This window comes from Streptomyces sp. NPDC048196 (assembly GCF_040652715.1).
Taxonomy (GTDB): Bacteria; Actinomycetota; Actinomycetes; order Streptomycetales; family Streptomycetaceae; genus Streptomyces; species Streptomyces siderophoricus.
Genome location: NZ_JBEZMM010000034.1, coordinates 1 through 15,065, shown reverse-complemented (window position 1 = coordinate 15,065; position 15,065 = coordinate 1). Strand labels below are relative to the sequence as shown.

The 15,065-nt window shown below is 73.4% G+C and carries 14 protein-coding genes; 7 read left to right on the top strand and 7 right to left on the bottom strand.

Annotated elements, in window-relative coordinates; translation table 11 throughout:
- Positions 1-332: 332 nt before the first annotated feature.
- Together AB0E02_RS27385 and AB0E02_RS27380 are read left to right on the top strand one after the other, a co-directional pair.
- The gene (locus AB0E02_RS27385) at positions 333-1,088 is read left to right on the top strand and encodes a DUF998 domain-containing protein (protein ID WP_362143584.1); all 756 of its coding nucleotides are present in this window, start codon (positions 333-335) and stop codon (positions 1,086-1,088) included.
- A gap of 546 nt (positions 1,089-1,634) precedes the next feature.
- On the top strand, positions 1,635-1,913 hold the full coding sequence (locus AB0E02_RS27380) for a hypothetical protein (RefSeq protein ID WP_362143581.1): 279 nt from the start codon (positions 1,635-1,637) through the stop codon (positions 1,911-1,913).
- On the opposite strand, the gene AB0E02_RS27375 is transcribed toward AB0E02_RS27380, so the two are convergent.
- From AB0E02_RS27375 to AB0E02_RS27365, 3 genes are all read right to left on the bottom strand, one after another.
- Positions 1,910-3,730 (bottom strand): PTS transporter subunit EIIC, encoded by a 1,821-nt coding sequence (locus tag AB0E02_RS27375; protein WP_362143578.1) that lies wholly within the window; start codon positions 3,728-3,730, stop codon positions 1,910-1,912. The genes AB0E02_RS27380 and AB0E02_RS27375 overlap by 4 nt on opposite strands.
- Before the next feature lie 162 nt (positions 3,731-3,892).
- Positions 3,893-4,840 (bottom strand): N-acetylmuramic acid 6-phosphate etherase, encoded by a 948-nt coding sequence (gene murQ, locus AB0E02_RS27370; protein ID WP_362143575.1) that lies wholly within the window; start codon positions 4,838-4,840, stop codon positions 3,893-3,895.
- A gap of 57 nt (positions 4,841-4,897) precedes the next feature.
- Positions 4,898-5,830 (bottom strand): MurR/RpiR family transcriptional regulator, encoded by a 933-nt coding sequence (locus tag AB0E02_RS27365; RefSeq protein WP_362143572.1) that lies wholly within the window; start codon positions 5,828-5,830, stop codon positions 4,898-4,900.
- A 132-nt stretch (positions 5,831-5,962) separates the two neighbouring features.
- On the opposite strand from AB0E02_RS27365, the gene AB0E02_RS27360 reads away from it, so the two are divergent.
- Together AB0E02_RS27360 and AB0E02_RS27355 are read left to right on the top strand one after the other, a co-directional pair.
- The gene (locus AB0E02_RS27360) at positions 5,963-6,325 is read left to right on the top strand and encodes a hypothetical protein (protein WP_351532098.1); all 363 of its coding nucleotides are present in this window, start codon (positions 5,963-5,965) and stop codon (positions 6,323-6,325) included.
- Positions 6,326-6,333: 8 nt separating this feature from the next.
- Positions 6,334-6,609, top strand: a complete 276-nt coding sequence (locus AB0E02_RS27355) for a DUF4031 domain-containing protein (RefSeq protein WP_362143568.1) — start codon at positions 6,334-6,336, stop codon at positions 6,607-6,609.
- Positions 6,610-6,831: 222 nt separating this feature from the next.
- On the opposite strand, the gene AB0E02_RS27350 is transcribed toward AB0E02_RS27355, so the two are convergent.
- Both AB0E02_RS27350 and AB0E02_RS27345 read right to left on the bottom strand, forming a co-directional pair.
- On the bottom strand, positions 6,832-8,121 hold the full coding sequence (locus AB0E02_RS27350; protein WP_362143565.1) for a Cmx/CmrA family chloramphenicol efflux MFS transporter: 1,290 nt from the start codon (positions 8,119-8,121) through the stop codon (positions 6,832-6,834).
- Positions 8,122-8,206: 85 nt separating this feature from the next.
- Positions 8,207-8,914: a hypothetical protein gene (locus tag AB0E02_RS27345; RefSeq protein WP_362143558.1), complete on the bottom strand. Its 708-nt coding sequence runs from the start codon at positions 8,912-8,914 to the stop codon at positions 8,207-8,209.
- Between the two features lie 119 nt (positions 8,915-9,033).
- Here AB0E02_RS27345 and AB0E02_RS27340 point away from each other — a divergent pair, with 119 nt between their 5' ends.
- Positions 9,034-9,762: a copper homeostasis protein CutC gene (locus AB0E02_RS27340; RefSeq protein ID WP_362143555.1), complete on the top strand. Its 729-nt coding sequence runs from the start codon at positions 9,034-9,036 to the stop codon at positions 9,760-9,762.
- Positions 9,763-9,875: 113 nt separating this feature from the next.
- On the opposite strand, the gene AB0E02_RS27335 is transcribed toward AB0E02_RS27340, so the two are convergent.
- Entirely contained in the window at positions 9,876-11,108 is a 1,233-nt protein-coding gene (locus AB0E02_RS27335; RefSeq protein WP_362143552.1) for an MFS transporter, read from the bottom strand.
- A gap of 204 nt (positions 11,109-11,312) precedes the next feature.
- Between AB0E02_RS27335 and AB0E02_RS27330 the strand changes: the two genes are divergently transcribed.
- Positions 11,313-11,693, top strand: coding sequence for a transcriptional regulator (locus AB0E02_RS27330; RefSeq protein WP_362143551.1), 381 nt, complete (start codon positions 11,313-11,315; stop codon positions 11,691-11,693).
- Between the two features lie 135 nt (positions 11,694-11,828).
- Here AB0E02_RS27330 and AB0E02_RS27325 read toward each other — a convergent pair whose 3' ends face one another.
- Positions 11,829-13,904, bottom strand: coding sequence for an AAA family ATPase (locus tag AB0E02_RS27325; protein ID WP_362143548.1), 2,076 nt, complete (start codon positions 13,902-13,904; stop codon positions 11,829-11,831).
- A gap of 575 nt (positions 13,905-14,479) precedes the next feature.
- Between AB0E02_RS27325 and AB0E02_RS27320 the strand changes: the two genes are divergently transcribed.
- Positions 14,480-14,722, top strand: coding sequence for a hypothetical protein (locus AB0E02_RS27320; protein WP_362143545.1), 243 nt, complete (start codon positions 14,480-14,482; stop codon positions 14,720-14,722).
- Positions 14,723-15,065: the final 343 nt, after the last annotated feature.

Below are 15,065 nucleotides of genomic sequence, written 5' to 3'. Positions count from 1 at the left end.
GAACGTCGGGGCGGCACCCTCCTCCCAGGGGGTGCCGCCCCGGCGGCGTTTGTGCCCCGGCCCGCCGCCGTGCCCTGGCCTCTCGGGGCGGAGACGGCCGGGCGGTTACGCTGTGCACTTGATCGGCTATGGACAGTCACGGCCAAGGGTCTCGGGGTGGCCGCGCCCCCTGTGATCGCAAACGAAGGAGTGTTCGTGCGAGCCAGGGTGCGTAGAGGTCTGATCAGGTCCGATGCGGGCGGCGACTGATCATGTCCGGGCAGGAGCGGAACGCGAACCGGCAGGGGGGACGGGCGCGAGGCGATGACCAGGCGGTGCGGCCGCGGCGGGCGGTGCGTCCGCGACGGGCGGGGGGAGCGCGACGGGCGGGGGGAGCGCAGCGGCACGCGGGCCGACTGTCCGGCAATCCGGGCCGGCGGGACGCCTGGGCGGCCCGGCTGCTCGCCGTGGCCGCGGTGCTCTACAACGGCTGGCTGCTGGAGTTCGTCCTGCCGACCGGCCTCGACCCCCGGCACTCGTACGTCAGTGAGCTGTACGCCGCCGACCAGCCGCTGCGCGGTCTCTTCGGCGGCATCGAATGCGTCTGCGCCGCCCTCGTCGTCCTGGGGGCGCTGCTGGCGTACGGCCCGGCGGCGGGCCGCTGGTCCCGTGCCGGGTGGGCGGCGCTGGCCGGTCTCGGACTGTCGTCGCTGGCCGATGTGGCGCTGCCGATGCGCTGCGCGCCCTCACTGGAGCCCGGGTGCGAGGCCGTGCACCCCTGGCACACGGCCACCAGCGCCCTGGCCCACTTCTTCCTCTTCGCGTCGATGGCGCTGCTCAGCCGCGCCGCCGTGACCGAGCGCCCGCACCGGCAGCTGATCCGCCGGTGGGGGCCGCGGGTGCTGGCGCTGGCCCTGCCGGCCGCCGTGTGCACCGTGGGCCCGCTGTTCGGCCGGCCCGGCTGGCACGGCGTCCCGCAGCGCATCCATCTCGTGCTGGTGGGCGTGTGGTTCGCGCTACTGGCCGCCGAATCGCTCCGCTCGGCCGCGACGGCCCGGACGTCCGCGGCCCCTCCTGCGGAGATCCCGACGGCTGCGCCTACTTCCTGAGGGGTCGTTGCGCGACTCGGGGAAGGCTGCTGAGCGGTCGTTACGCGACTCGGGGAAGGTCGGGGAGCGGTCGTCACGCGGGGGCGGGGGCGGTGCAGGCCGGTTGTCACGTGGCGGTGGGGTATCGCCGTACGGCCGTCATTCGGCGGCGGGGGCGGTCGTAGGCCGGTCGTCGCATGGCGTCGGGGGTCACCGTCTGCCGTCGCGAGGTGGCGGGGAGGCGCCACCGGCCAGCCGTCGCGCGGCGCCGGGGCGGTCATCGCCCTCCCCTCCGACGGCAGCCGCCTCACCACCACCGGCTCCCGCTTCATTTCGCCGTCGTCGGCAGGCGTTTCTACGGCAGGGGCGCCGCAGCTGCAGTTCGGCAGCGTGACGGCGGGCTGAGCGACCCGGCTGGCCGGGCGGTGGGCGGCGGATGGCGGATGGCGCCGGTCGTCAACCGTAGGTGGGTGTCTCACTCCTTCGAGGGTGGCGGGTGTCCGGAGGTCCTGGTATTTGACCGAACCGATCGAGGGCCGCCCGCCGGACGCGTACGCTGCTCCGACGATGACCGAGTTTGTCGAAGAAGTCCGTTCCCGGGTGGTGCGCCTGCTCCGAATGGCCAACACCACGGACGACCGGCTGCGCAAGCAGATCATCGCCTATGCCGACGCGACCCCCGAGCCGCCGCTGATGGGCGCGGACGGGATCGGCACGACGGGCTGTCCCCGCTGCCGCCGCACGATGTGGCAGCAGCGGGACGTCGAAGGCCCCGTCTGGGTCTGCGCGTTCTGCGGCCATGTCGAGGCGGTGGCCACCCGCACACACGAGGGCTCCGGGGCCTAAGGAGGCTGTCCCCTCCTTACGTTCCGGTCCTTACGTTCCGGCGGGTGCCGGGTGGTGGCGGACGGCGCGGCGGGGGCGACTGTCGCCGTTTCCGCTGTCTGCGGTGCCTCCGCTGTTTCCGCGGCTTGCGCTACTTCCGCTGCCTGCGCCGGTTCTGGCGTTTTCGGCGCTTCCGGTGACTCTGGCGCTTCCGGTGTTTCCGGCGTGGCCGGTGGGGCGTTGAGGTCGGTGCGCATCTGCTTGCTGAAGCCGAAGAGGTACGTCGCCAGGAAGCCGGTCAGATAGCCGACGGCCAGCCCCGTCGCGTAGACCACGAGCGTGGTGACGATGCCGTGGTTGCCCTGGACCAGGGGGAACAGCGCCCAGCCGGAGGGGCCGATGGCGGTGGCGCCTACGGTGTCGCCGAGCTGGTGGAACAGGCCGATGAACCCGCCGCCGAACGCGCCGCCGAGGCAGGCCGTGATGAAGGGCCGCCCGAGGGGCAGCGATACGCCGTAGATCAGCGGCTCGCCGACGCCCAGGAAGCCCGCGGGCAGGGCCGACTTGATGGTCGTACGGACCGAGCGGTTGCGGGGCAGGCGGACGTAGACGGCGAGGGCGGCGCCGACCTGGCCCGCGCCGGCCATGGCGAGGATCGGCAACAGGACGGTGTAGCCCTGCTGCTGGATGAGGGTGGCGTGCAGCGGGATGAGGGCCTGATGGAGGCCCAGCATGACGAGGGGGAGGAAGAGCCCGCCCAGCAGGAAGCCGGCCGCCGCTCCGCCGTGCGCGAGCAGCCAGGTGGCGAAGGCACCGATGGCGGTGGCGGCCGCACCGGCGACGTACATCAGGCCGAAGAGCGTGACCAGGCCGGTGACCAGGACCGTCAGGGTAGGGGTGAGGAGGACGTCGAGCGCCTCGGGGATTCTTCTGCGGCAGTGCTTCTCCACCTGTACGGCGAGCAGCGCGGCGGCCAGTGCGCCCAGGACGCCGCCCTGGCCCGGGGAGAGGTGCCGGCCGAAGGCGGTGATGTGGGCGACGCCGGGGAAGACGATGACCGCGGCGACCGCACCGCCGAGCACCGGTGTCCCGCCGAACTCCTTGGCGGTGTGGTAGCCCACGAATACCGCGATCAGCGTCATGAAGCCGGAGGCGATGGCGGTCAGCGCGGGGACGACGGACGGCAGCCAGCCGAGGTTGGTGAGCAGACCGTTGATCCCGGCGACGATGCCGCAGCCGATCAGCGCGGGGATCAGCGGGACGAAGATGTTCGCCACCCGGCGCAGGAACAGCTTGACCGGGGTGGCGTTCCGGGCCTTCCGGCGCGCCTTGAGCGCGGCCCCCTGCGCGGCCAGGTGCTCGGCGCTGGTGGACGGTGCGGTGGTGGGCGCTGCGGCGGTGGGTGGGGCGGAGGTGGTGGCGGGTTGTGCGGTGCTGGTGGGCCGTGCGCCTGCCGGGCTGGGAGTCGGGGTCTGGCTCTGGAGGGTCGGGGGCTGGGCGGTGGCTGCCGCGGTTTCCGGTTCCGCGGCGCCGATCTCCCACTCGGCGCTGCCGACTTCCGGTTCCGCGGCGTCGCGGGCCTGGGCCAGCAGGGTTTTGAACGCGGGGGTGACCCGGGCGACCGTGCCGGGCCCCAGCACGATCTGGTACGTGGACCCGTCCTCGACCACTCCCATGACGGCGGGCAGCGCCTTGAGTTCCTCGTCCCGGACCAGGGAGCGGTTCCGGACACCGAGGCGGAGCCGGGTCATGCAGTGGGCGACGGAGGTGACGTTGGGGGCGCCGCCGACCAGCGGGAGGAGCGCGGCGGCGGTGGCGCGGTGGGCGTCTTCGGACATGTGCGGTGCCTTGCTGTGCGGACGAACCGGGGGTGGGGGTCGGCGCGGGCGGGGCGAAGGGACGGACGGGTGACCGGAGTGACGAGGGCTACCGCTGCCCGGGCAGGTGAGAGACGCCGCCGGAGGGCGGATGACAGGGGCGCCGGGCGGTGGTGGCGGTGGTCAGCGGGCTCGGGCTGCTTCCAGGGCCGCGCGCAGATGGCCGTCGGAGGCGGCGAGGAGGCGGGCGGCGGCCGGGCCGTCGACGCCGGCGAGCAGGGTGAGGATGGCGTTCTTCACTTCGCCGTCCGTTATGGCCAGCGCGGTTTCGATCTCGGTGTCGGTGGCGCCGGTGGCGAGCGCGACGATCCGCCGCGAGCGGGCCCGCAGCTTGTCGTTGGAGGCGCGGACGTCGACCATCAGGTTCCCGTAGGTCTTGCCCAGCCGGATCATGGTGATGGTCGAGAGCATGTTGAGCACCAGCTTCTGCGCGGTGCCCGCCTTGAGCCGGGTCGAGCCGGTCAGCAGCTCGGGGCCGACGACGATCTCGATGCCGTGCTCGGAGGCCGCGGCCAGCGCCGAACCGGCGTTGCAGGACAGGCCGATGGTCAGCGCGCCGCGGGCCCGGGCGTGCTCGACCGCGCCGATCGCGTAGGGCGTGCGGCCGGAGGCCGAGATGCCGACGACGGTGTCCTGCTCGGTCAGCTTGATAGCGGTCAGGTCCTCGGCGGCGAACTCCTTGCTGTCCTCGGCGCCTTCGACGGCCGTGACCAGCGCGGACGGGCCACCGGCGATCAGGCCGAGGACCTCGGAGGGGTCGGTGTTGAAGGTCGGCGGGCATTCGCTGGCGTCCAGCACCCCGAGCCGGCCGGCGGTGCCGGCACCGGCGTAGACCAGCCGGCCGCCACGGGCCATCCGGGCGGCGGTGGCGTCGATGGCGGCGGCGATCTCGGGGAGCCGGCGGGCGACCGCGGCGGGGACGGTGGCGTCCTCGTCGTTCATCGTGCGGGCGATGTCGAGGGTGGAGCGGCGGTCGATCTCGGCGAGGTCGGGACGGAACGCCTCGGTGGTGAGGCCGTCCAACTCGGCGCGCAGTTCTGCGTAGTGGGGGTGGTCGGCGGTGGAGGTCATGGCTCGGCGGCTCTTTCCGGGTCGGGCGCGCGCCGCCCCCGTGCGGCGGGCGGCGGGTCAGGGCTGGTGGCGGTGGGCCAGTGCCTCGTAGGAGGCGGAGAGGGCGGGGGCGGCGGTCTCGTACGTCCGCTGCGCGACGCCTATGAACAGACAGTCCACGACCAGCAGTTGACTCGTTCGGGAGGACATCGCGGCCGGGCGCAGCTCGCTCTCGCGCGCGGTGGAGGTGGTCAGGATGTGGTCGGCGTACGCCGCGATCTCGCCGTCCGGGCGGCCGGTGATGGCGATGGTCGTCGCGCCGTGGTCGAAGGCCACCCGCAGGGGCTCTATGACGTCGGTGGTCCGGCCGGAGTGGGTGATCGCCAGGGCGACGTCACCGGTGCGCATCTGGACGGCGTTCGTCACCGCGAGGTGGGGGTCGGCGTGCGCATGCGCGATCAGGCCGATGCGCAGCAGCTTCTGGGCGAGGTCCTGGCCGACGAGGTTGGACGCGCCGATGCCGTACACATCGATCCGGCGGGCGGAGGCGAGCGCGGCGACCGCCGCTTCGAGCTGGGTGACGTCCAGCGCGGCCGCGGTGTCGGCCAGGCACTGCTGCTCTTCCTGCGCCAGCTTGGCGACGACGTCGACCAGGGAGTCGTCGACCGCTATGTCGGCGGTCACCGCGGGCGCGCCGCCGGCCGCCTGCTGCGCGGCGAGCGCGGCGAGCGCCAGTCGGAGGTCGCGGTAGCCCGGATAGCCGAGCAGCCTCGACGTGCGTACGACGGTGGCTTCGCTGGTGCCGGTGCGCTCCGCGAGGCCGGTGACGGTCAGTGCGGCGCAGCCGGCCGGGTCGCTCGCGACGGTCTCGGCGACCCGCTGCATGGAGCGGGTCATCGTCGGCGCGAGGGTGCGGACCTTGGAGGCCAGCGCCGCGGGGGCGGGTGGGGCCGGGGCCGGTCGGGTCTCGACGGCCACGTCCTTGAAAGTTTCCTTCAGGCTGCTGCTCACGCTTGAAAAGTAATTTCATCACCGGCACCGCGTCAATACCCTCCGTGAGGGCTGTGGACAACGCCCGGCCTCCGCCGCCGGGCCTGTGGACAACGCCGAGCGGCGTCCGGCGCACAGGAGACAATGGGGGACATGGAGCTGGAACAGGCATTGCACGCCGCGCGGGCGCTGGTGCTCGCCGACCTGATGGCGGACGAGGTGGCCGACGCCGACATCGTCTCGCTCGTGGAGGATGCGGTGGTCCACCGCCGGTGGTGGGTGGAGCAATGGCCTGAAGGCGCGGCGTTCGTCGCGGGACTGATTGCGCAGGACGTCCAGGACGCCCTCCTGGAGCGGTACGGCCGCTGGCCGCTGTGCCCGGTGTGTACGGAGTCGGGCGACCCCCACGCCCTCGATGTGGAGCCGGAGTTGGGGCCCGACCCGCACTGGGTCTGCCCCAAGACGGCGGTCGCGGTCGCCCCCGTCGGCCGGCTCCGCACCCCGGCGGAAGGCTGAGGTGGCCGTTGGCGATCTACATAGACCCGCCGATATGGCCGGGGCACGGCCGGATGTGGTCGCACCTGGTCAGCGATGTGTCCTTCACCGAGCTGCACGCCTTCGCCGCCCGCATCGGCGTGCCCCGGGGCGCCTTCGAGCGCGATCACTACGACCTGCCGGCCGAGCGGTACGGCGATGCGGTGCGCGCCGGGGCCGTGGAGGTCGGCAGCAAGGAACTGCTCCGACGGCTGACGGCCGCCGGCCTGCGCCGGCCCAAGCACCGGCCGGCGCGCATGCCGTAGGGACGCGAGAGGCATCGCGCATGCCGTAGGGACGCGAGAGACATGCGGACATGAGCCGTACGGGCGCGAGCCATACGGACGCGCCCGTACGGAAGCGGCCCGGCGCGCCTGTCGGTGCGCCGGGCCGCCGGACCGCTGTCGCAGAGGTCCGGAGGTGCCTCGCGGTCTGCGGAACGGGTTCCCTGGAGCTGTTTCGCGTTCTCCGGAGCTGCTTCGCCTTTCCTAGAGCTGCTTCGCCGTCTCCGGCACGGCCGTCGTGGCGGGAGTCGTGCCCGTGGTCCCCGGCGTGTCCGCCGCCCCCGACGAAGCGACCAGCCGTGAGCGGTTCGTCGTGCGGTGCAGCCGGAAGGCGACGGCGGTGGTGAGGACCGCGATCGCGGCCAGTGCCGCACCCGTCCAGGCCACGGACGGGTAGCCCCAGCCCGCGCCGATGGCCAGACCGCCGAGCCAGGGGCCGACGGTGTTGCCGATGTTGAAGGCGGCGGTGGTGGTCGCGCCGGCCAGCGTGGGCGCGGCGTTCGCCACGTTGAACATCCGGGCGTTCAGGGCCGGGGCGGTGGCGAACGCGGTCACCCCGAGCATCAGCGACAGCGCGATCGCGGCCCCCGGGCTGTGGGCGGTCAGCGCCAGTACGGCCAGCACCACCGTGGACGCGGAGATGCCGGCGAAGAGCGTCCCGAAGAGATGCGCATCGGCGACCCGACCGCCGATGAACGTGCCGATCAGCGCGCCCACACCGAACAGCGCGAGCACCGTCGGCACCCAGCTCTCGGCGAGCCCGGCGGTGTCGGTCAGCAGCGGCGAGAGGTAGGAGAACAGCGCGAAGACCGCGGCGCCGTTCATGGCGGTGGCGGTCAGCGCCAGCCACACCTGCTTGTCCTTGTAGATGGTCAGCTCGCGGCGCAGCTGCGGGCGGTCCGCGCCCGTCGGCACGCTCGTCCGCGGCACCAGCGCGACGACGCCCAGCAGCCCCACCGCGGCCAGACCGGCCACGGCCCAGAAGGCCGCGCGCCACCCGGCGTGCTGACCGAGGAGAGCGCCGGCCGGGACGCCCGCGATGTTGGCGATGCTCAGTCCGCCGACCATCACGGCCATCGCCCGGGCCCGCGCGGTCACCGGCACCAGCGAGACCGCCACCGCCGCACCGACCGCCCAGAAGCCCGCGCAGGCGAGCGCGCTGACCACCCGGGAGGCGAACAGCACGCCGTACGTCGGGGCCAGCGCGCCCGCCACCTGGCCCAGACCGAAGACCGCGAGCAGCGCGATCAGCGTCGTACGGCGCGGCAGGCGGAGGGTGGCCGCGGCGAGCACCGGCGCGCCCACCACCATGCCGATCGCGAAGGCGGACACCAGGAGCCCGGCCTGCGGAATGGAGACCCTCAGATCACGGGCCAGGGGCTGGAGGATCCCGGACAGCATGAACTCGGACGTACCGAGGGCGAAGACGGAGAGGCCGAGGATGTAGACGGCGATGGGCAGTCGGGCACGGTCGGACGGTGCGGGAGCTGGCATGTCAGCTACTAACACCGGTAGGACGCCTTACATTCCCGCCGCCGGTGATCGATTGTCCGGCAGTCCGCCGACGCCGCCCTTCCGGTCAGCCGCCGCCGGCCAGCAGGTCCAGCTCCGTCGCCAGGTTGCGGCGGGCCAGGTGTTCCCACCGGTCGTAGCCCTGTGGGGTCCTGAACAGGCGTGGCAGAGCCAGGAGTTGGCGCAGTACGGCGGAGCGGCCGGCCGCGAAGTCCGCATCGGGAACGAAGGCGTACTCGTCGCGGACCGAGGCGGCATACGCGGCGTACGCGTCGGGTGAACCGGCGAGCACCGCGAGATCGGCGTCACACAGCACCTCGCCGTCCGGGTCGTCGGGCGCCGGGTCGTGGGTGACGGTGAGCCGCACCAGCCGGGCCACCTCGGCGGTACGGGCCGCGCCGACGCCCAGTTCGGGCAGGGCGCGCTCGGCCAGGGCCGCGCTGCGCTCCTCGTTCTCCGAGCGGTCCGGCCGGTAGACCGCGTCGTGGAACCACGCCGCCAACTGGACGACGGGCAGGTCATCGGCGTGCTCGGCGAGTTCGTCGATCCGGTCGAGGACCGCGGCCAAGTGCGCGACGTTGTGGTACCGCCGCTGCGGCTCGCTCCAACGGGAGAGCAGGTTGTCCGCGTAGAGGGTGGGGTCGGGCGCCGGGGCGCCTCCGGGCGCGGCGGACCTCCTCGTGCCGCGGGCCGCGGCAACCGTGGTGGCCCAGCGCGTGCGCAGCTCCGGTACCGGGTCGATGGTGCTGCCTGCCGTACGGGACACGGACGTCATGCGAATCATTGTGCCTTGCGGCTGGCGACCCCGTAGGCTGGGAATATTGGACTAGACCTGTTGGGTGGTGTGCGGACGCAGGGCTTCCGCGCCACTTGTCGCCGAAGGATTGGGGTCATATGAGCAAGCGCGCACTCCTTGAGGTGATCGCGCTCGGCCCGCAGGACGCGGTCGCCGCCCAGGAAGGCGGTGCCGACCGCCTGGAACTCGTCACCGACATGGCGGCCGACGGGCTCACGCCCCCGGCGGCCACCTTCGCGGCGATCCGGGCGGCGGTCGATCTGCCGTTGCGGGTGATGCTGCGGTTGGCCGACGGGTTCGCGGCCGGCGATCTCCCGGCGCTCTGCGGCCGGGCGGCGGCCCTCCGGGAGGCGGGGGCCGAGGAGTTCGTCCTCGGCTTCCTGACGCCGGACGGGCGGCCGGACCTCGCCGCGGTGACGGCGCTGGCCGACGTGATCGACGGCTGCCCCTGGACCTTCCACCGGGCCATCGACCGGGCCGCCGACCGGGACGCGCTCCGCAAGGAGCTGGCCGGCCTGGCGGGCGCCGGGCCCGACACCTATCTGACCGCCGGTGATCCCCGGGGTGTGGCGGCCGGGCGGGCGGTCCTGATGGCCGAGCAGGCCCGTACGGCCGCGGGTGAGCCCGGGTACGCGCCGCGCATCCTGGTGGGCGGCGGCCTGGGCCTCGACCACGTCCCGGCGCTGCGCGCGGCCGGCCTCGACGCCTTTCACATCGGCGGCGCCGCCCGCCCCGACGGCTGGTCCGCACCGGTGGACGCGGCCGCGGTACGGCGGTGGCGCGAGGCCCTGGACCAGGAGGCGGAGCGGCCGGTTCCGCTGGGGTGACGGAGGGGACGGGGATGGCCGGAGGGGGCGGGTCCCGGGGGAGCGGATGCGCGCCTTACGGGGCAGCCCCCTGCGGCGTGCCTTCCCGGACGCGCCTCTCGCGGGCGTGCTTCTTACAGATGTGCCGCCGGAGCCTCGGCCCCTGATACGGGGGCGGAACCGGGGGATGAGGCGGACGCGGCCGCCCCTGCCACCCCACTCGCCCTGGCCGTCCGCCGGCGGGTCGTGACCGCAGCGAGGACGACCGACACCAGGCTCAGTGCGGTCGAGGCGAGCGGGAACCACCGGTCGCCGAGCACGGTGAGGGCGAGACTGCCGACGCCGCCCGCGGCCGCCATGCCCAGATAGAGCGCACTGCTGTTGAGGGAGATCAGCAGCGGCGCGTTGGGCGGGTCCAGAGAGGCGAGACGGTGCGGCAGCGCCACCGAGACCGCCCAGCCGGCGAGCGGTGCGAGCGCCGCGTACACCAGCGCGCCGGGCATCGTCGCCGAGACCCAGGGCAGCGCGAGGAAGGCGAGGGCGGCCAGTGAGCCGCCGGTGAGCAGGACGGTCCGGACGCCCAGCCGGTCGACCGCCCGGCCGCCCAGCCAGTTGCCGGCGATCGAGGCGATGCCGGACACCAGCATGATCAGGCTGAGCCGGCCCGCATCGCCTCCGGTGGCGGGGCGCACCACCGTGCCGAGGTAGATGTAGACCGTGTTGAAGGCCAGGAAGAACACCAGCGTGGTGGCCGCGGCGGCCAGCACTTTCCCGTTGCGCAGCGGTGCGAGGCGGGCGCGCAGGCCGGGTGCGGTGGCCGGCGCCGGCAGGTCGCGCAGCAGCAGGGCGAGGCCCAGGAAGGCCGCGGCGCCCAGTGCGACCACCAGCCACATGGTCAGCCGCCAGTCCGTCCGCCCTATATAGGTGCCGAGGGGGACGCCGAGCGCGGTGGCCACCGTCATGCCGCCGAGCACGGTCGCCAGCGCCCGGCCGCGCCGTTCGGCGGGTACGAGCGTGGTGGCCACGGCGTTGGCGGTCGGGGTGTACAGGGCGGCACCGGCCGCGGCCAGCACCCGAGTGGCCAGCAGGAGGGGGTAGTTGGGCGCGAGGGCGCTCAGTGCGTTGGCGGCCGTGAAGACGGTGAGCGCGGTCAGCAGGACGCGGCGGCGCGGCCACCGGGCGGCGGCGGTGGCGAGCACGGGGGCGAGCACGGCGTAGGAGAGCGCGAAAACGGTGACCATCTGGCCGGCGGCCGGCACGGAAACGCCCAGGTCATGGGCGATCAGTCCGAGGATGCCGGCCATCACCATGGAATCGGTGCCCATGGCGAAGGTGCCGAGGGCGAGCAGGAGCAGGCGGAGACGCACGGGTGTCCTTCCCGGTACGAACGGGGACGAAGTGATGCGCAACTACGCAGCAGCCACACGTGAGGAGACGTGGTCATGTGGGCGCGGCGTGTGTTTGATGTGCGTCAAACAATATTGATTGTTGGATGGATGTCAAACAGCTTGCCGGAGAAATGGGGAAATACAGTGGGGCGTGAACGAGCGACGGAAGGAGGCCGGACGGCCGTGGTGAGTGGCGTCGGTACGGACGACGGTGACGGCGCGCTGCTGGCGCAGCCGGAGACCGAGGACATCCAGCTGGTGAAGGTGCTGCACGCGCTCGGGGACCCGGCCCGGCTGCATCTGCTGCGGATCTACGCGAGCGGGCAGCAGTACGACTGCTCGTCGGAACGGCTGGGCCTCGGCCATCTGCACAAGTCGACCGTTTCGCACCACATGCGGACCATGCGCGAGGCCGGCATCACCTCCACCCGGGTCGTCGGCCGTAACCGCTATGTGCAACTACGCCGCGCCGACCTCGACGCGCGCTTCCCCGGCCTCCTGGACGCGCTGCTCCACTCCGTCGAGGAGGAGGACCTGTTGGGGGCGGGTGGCGGCGGGGCCTGAACCGGGGCCCGGGGGCCTGAGGGCGGCGGCTCGCCCCGCGGACTGTGCCGGGGTCCGGCCCGAGGGCCTGGCGCCGGTCGGCGCAGCGGCGGCCGACCCGTGGATCGCCTCCGGGCCGGCCGTCGGGGGAGGGCTCTAGGCAGGCCCGTCCGCCAGCTGCTCCGGCAGCGGCGCCGCATGGACCACCGTCAGGCCGGAGACCGGGCGGGTCAGGCAGACGTACAGGCGGCGCAGCCCGGTCCGCTCGTCCGGTTCGCCGTCGACGATCGCGGCCGGCTCGTCCAGCACCACGTAGTCGTACTCCAGACCCTTGGCGAGCGTGGCCGGCACCAGCGTCAGCCGGGATGCGGCCGAGGTCTCCTCACCCGGGGCCAGCACGGTCACCCCGGCCGCCTCCAGTGCCGCGCGCAGCTCCGGAATGCGCGCCTCCGCCGCGATCAGGCCGATCGAGCCGTCCTTCGTCAGCGCATCGTCGCAGGCCGCCAGGGTCGCCGCGGTCAGCTCCGGGGCCTCGACCCGGCGGATCGCGAAATCGCCCGCCGACTCACGGATCGAGGTGGCCTCCGACAGATCCGGCGCGATGGCCGGCAGCAGCCGGGACGCGTACGCGATCACCTCGCGCGGCACCCGAAAACCCTGCGTGAGTTCCTCGACCGCCGCCCCCGGCTTGCCCAGGTGGGCCAGCGCCTCCTCCCAGGTGTCGGTCGCCCACGGCGTCGTCCCCTGGGCGATGTCCCCGAGGATCGTCACCGAACCCGTCGTGCAACGCCGGCCGACCGCCCGGTACTGCATCGGCGAGAGGTCCTGCGCCTCGTCCAGCACCACATGGCCGAGCGAGTGCGTGCGCTCCACCAGGTCCGTCGCCTCGTCGATCAACACCGCGTCCGCCGCGGACCACTTGGCGCTCTTCACACTGCGCGCCGGTTTGGTCCACAGGATCGTCTTCTGCTCCTCGGGGGAGAGGATCCCCTCAGCCTGCTCGGCGAGGAACTCGGCGTCGCCCAGCAGCCGCAGCACCAGCTTCGCCGGCTCGACCGGCGGCCAGACCTCCTTGACCACGGCCTTCACGGCGGCGTTCCGAGCCACAGCGTTCTGCACCCGGTCGTCCGGCGCCTCCCCGGCCTGCTCCATCCGCACCAGCACGGCATGCGCGGTCCGCTGCGGCAGCGCCTCCCGGGCCGCGCCGTAACGGATGTCGCGCGCCATCAACTCCTCCACGATCTCCTGCAGTTCGTACGCCGGTACGCGCCAGCGGCGGGAGCCGCGGACCACCACGCAGGGCTCCTGCGGCAGCGTGATGTGCGAGCGGACGGCCCGCCGCAGGACCTCCGCCATCCGCGCGTCCCCTTTGACCGTCGCCGCGGCCGCCTCGTCCGTACCGCGCACCTCGACATGTCCCACCAGGTCGTCGACCGTGGCCTGCTTGACCTCCAGCTCGCCCAGCGCCGGCAGCACCTGCTCGATGTACTGCAGGAAGGAGCGGTTCGGCCCGATGACGAGGGTGCCCGCCCGCGCCAGCCGCTCGCGGTGCGCGTACAGCAGATACGCCACACGGTGCAGACCGACCGCCGTCTTTCCGGTGCCCGGCGCCCCCTGCACACACACCGAACCGGTGATGCCGGCGCGCACGATCTCGTCCTGCTCGGGCTGGATCGTCGCGACGATGTCCCGCATCGGGCCGACACGCGGCCGCTCGATCTCCGACTGCAGGAGCCGGCTGGTCCGCTCCAGTTCTGCGGGGTCGGTGAGGTGCTCGTCCTCGTAGGCGGTCAACTCGCCGCCGGTGTAACCGAAGCGGCGGCGCAGCCTGAGGTCCATCGGGTCCTTCTTGGAGGCCCGGTAGAACGGCTGGGAGACGGGCGCGCGCCAGTCGATGACCATCGGATCGCCGTCGGCGTCGTGGACGTGCCGCCGGCCGATGTAGAAGTTCTCCCCGTCCGCCCCCTCGGTGAGGTCGAGGCCGGGGGCGTGGAGGTAGTCGAGGCGGCCGAAGAACAGCGGGGTGTGGGAGAGGTCGGCGAGCGCCTTGATCCGGGCCTCGATCTCGCCCTGGAGCACCTCGGCGTTGACCCAGTTCGCGGTGACGTCCGCGATGTTCAGCGATTCGGCGTCGGCGCGCATGGCGCGGAGCGCGGCGCGGGAAGCGGCGAGATGGGCGCGTTCGCGCTGGAGCGGCTCGTCGTCGGACAGGTCGTGGGCGTGCGAGGGCACGGCGTTGCCTCCGGTGGCGGTACTGCGGCGGGCGCGCCATGGTCGCGGGCGCGGCGGGCCGGTGTCGGTGCGTAGCGCAGGTCATGCGATGCGCGGGTCAGCGGCGTGAAGCGAAGGCCGGCCGGTTTCCGACCGGGCGGCGGCACTCCTCGGCGGGAGGCAGGCAGACGCGCGATTGTAGTCAGGGGTGGATGGGGGCGCCAACGAATTATTGGCGGGTGGGCGGGCGGGCGGGAGGACGGGCGGAAAGGCGGAAAGGCGGGCGGGCGGGGCGGGTCGGGGGCCAGGGGCCGAGGGGCCGGGGGCCGAGCGGCCGCGGGGCCGAAGGGTGAGGCCGGCGAGGGCGGGGCGGGGGCCGAAGGACGAGGCCGGGGTGAAGGCGAGGCCGGGGCGGGGCGTCCACGCGGTCCGACGGGGCGCGCGCCGGGCCGTCAACGCCGTACCGCGGGTTGACGACCCCTACAACCGTGGGTCTCCCGTAGGGGTTGGAGTGGGTCTGGAGACTGACGTCAGGCCCGCCAAGGATCGACCCGTGGACCGATGTGCGGCAATCGCGTGAAATTCATCATGGACCCATGAGCAGCGCATCGATTCCCCCCGCATCCATCCCGTCCCTCCCCTCCCTCGCCTCCGCCTCTCCCCACCCGGCCAAGGGCGCCACGGCCCTCGGCGCGGCCCCGGCCGCCGGCGCCGCCCCGGCGGCCGGGCACCGACACCCGCTGGGCAACGCCCTCCGCGCGATAAAGGTCTTCGCCACCGCGGCCTTCAGCGTCGTCGTCCTCGGCGAGTACGCGGACGACCGCCGGGCCGCGGGCTGAGCCCCGGGGGCCGAGCCGCGGGGCCCGACCCCCGGCCCCGACTGATCTTGTTCGACGCCGTGACGACATCCGGATGACCGGAAACCGTTACGGCCTGCCGGTCCCGATCCACTAGCGTCGGCGCGGAGTGCGCGCTCAGGGCGTCGAGGTGAGGCGACGAGAGGGGTCAACGGGTGTCTTCCGCCGACGGCACGCGGACGGAGAGCGAAGAGACCGAAACGCAGGGGGAGGGGGAGGGGAGGGGGAGGGGGAGGGGCCCCCGAACCAGACCCGACGAAACCCCGCCCCCCACCCCCACAGACGCCACCCCCACAGACGCCACCCCCACAGACGCCACCCCCAC

What these genes read in the sequence shown, in the direction of transcription:
- AB0E02_RS27380 (WP_362143581.1), top strand. Translation starts at nt 1,635, where the DNA reads ATGACCGAGTTTGTCGAAGAAGTCCGTTCCCGGGTGGTGCGCCTGCTC.
- AB0E02_RS27340 (WP_362143555.1), top strand. Translation starts at nt 9,034, where the DNA reads ATGAGCAAGCGCGCACTCCTTGAGGTGATCGCGCTCGGCCCGCAGGAC.
- AB0E02_RS27345 (WP_362143558.1), bottom strand. Translation starts at nt 8,914, where the DNA reads ATGACGTCCGTGTCCCGTACGGCAGGCAGCACCATCGACCCGGTACCG.
- AB0E02_RS27360 (WP_351532098.1), top strand. Translation starts at nt 5,963, where the DNA reads ATGGAGCTGGAACAGGCATTGCACGCCGCGCGGGCGCTGGTGCTCGCC.
- AB0E02_RS27320 (WP_362143545.1), top strand. Translation starts at nt 14,480, where the DNA reads ATGAGCAGCGCATCGATTCCCCCCGCATCCATCCCGTCCCTCCCCTCC.
- AB0E02_RS27350 (WP_362143565.1), bottom strand. Translation starts at nt 8,121, where the DNA reads ATGCCAGCTCCCGCACCGTCCGACCGTGCCCGACTGCCCATCGCCGTC.
- murQ (WP_362143575.1), bottom strand. Translation starts at nt 4,840, where the DNA reads ATGACCTCCACCGCCGACCACCCCCACTACGCAGAACTGCGCGCCGAG.
- AB0E02_RS27375 (WP_362143578.1), bottom strand. Translation starts at nt 3,730, where the DNA reads ATGTCCGAAGACGCCCACCGCGCCACCGCCGCCGCGCTCCTCCCGCTG.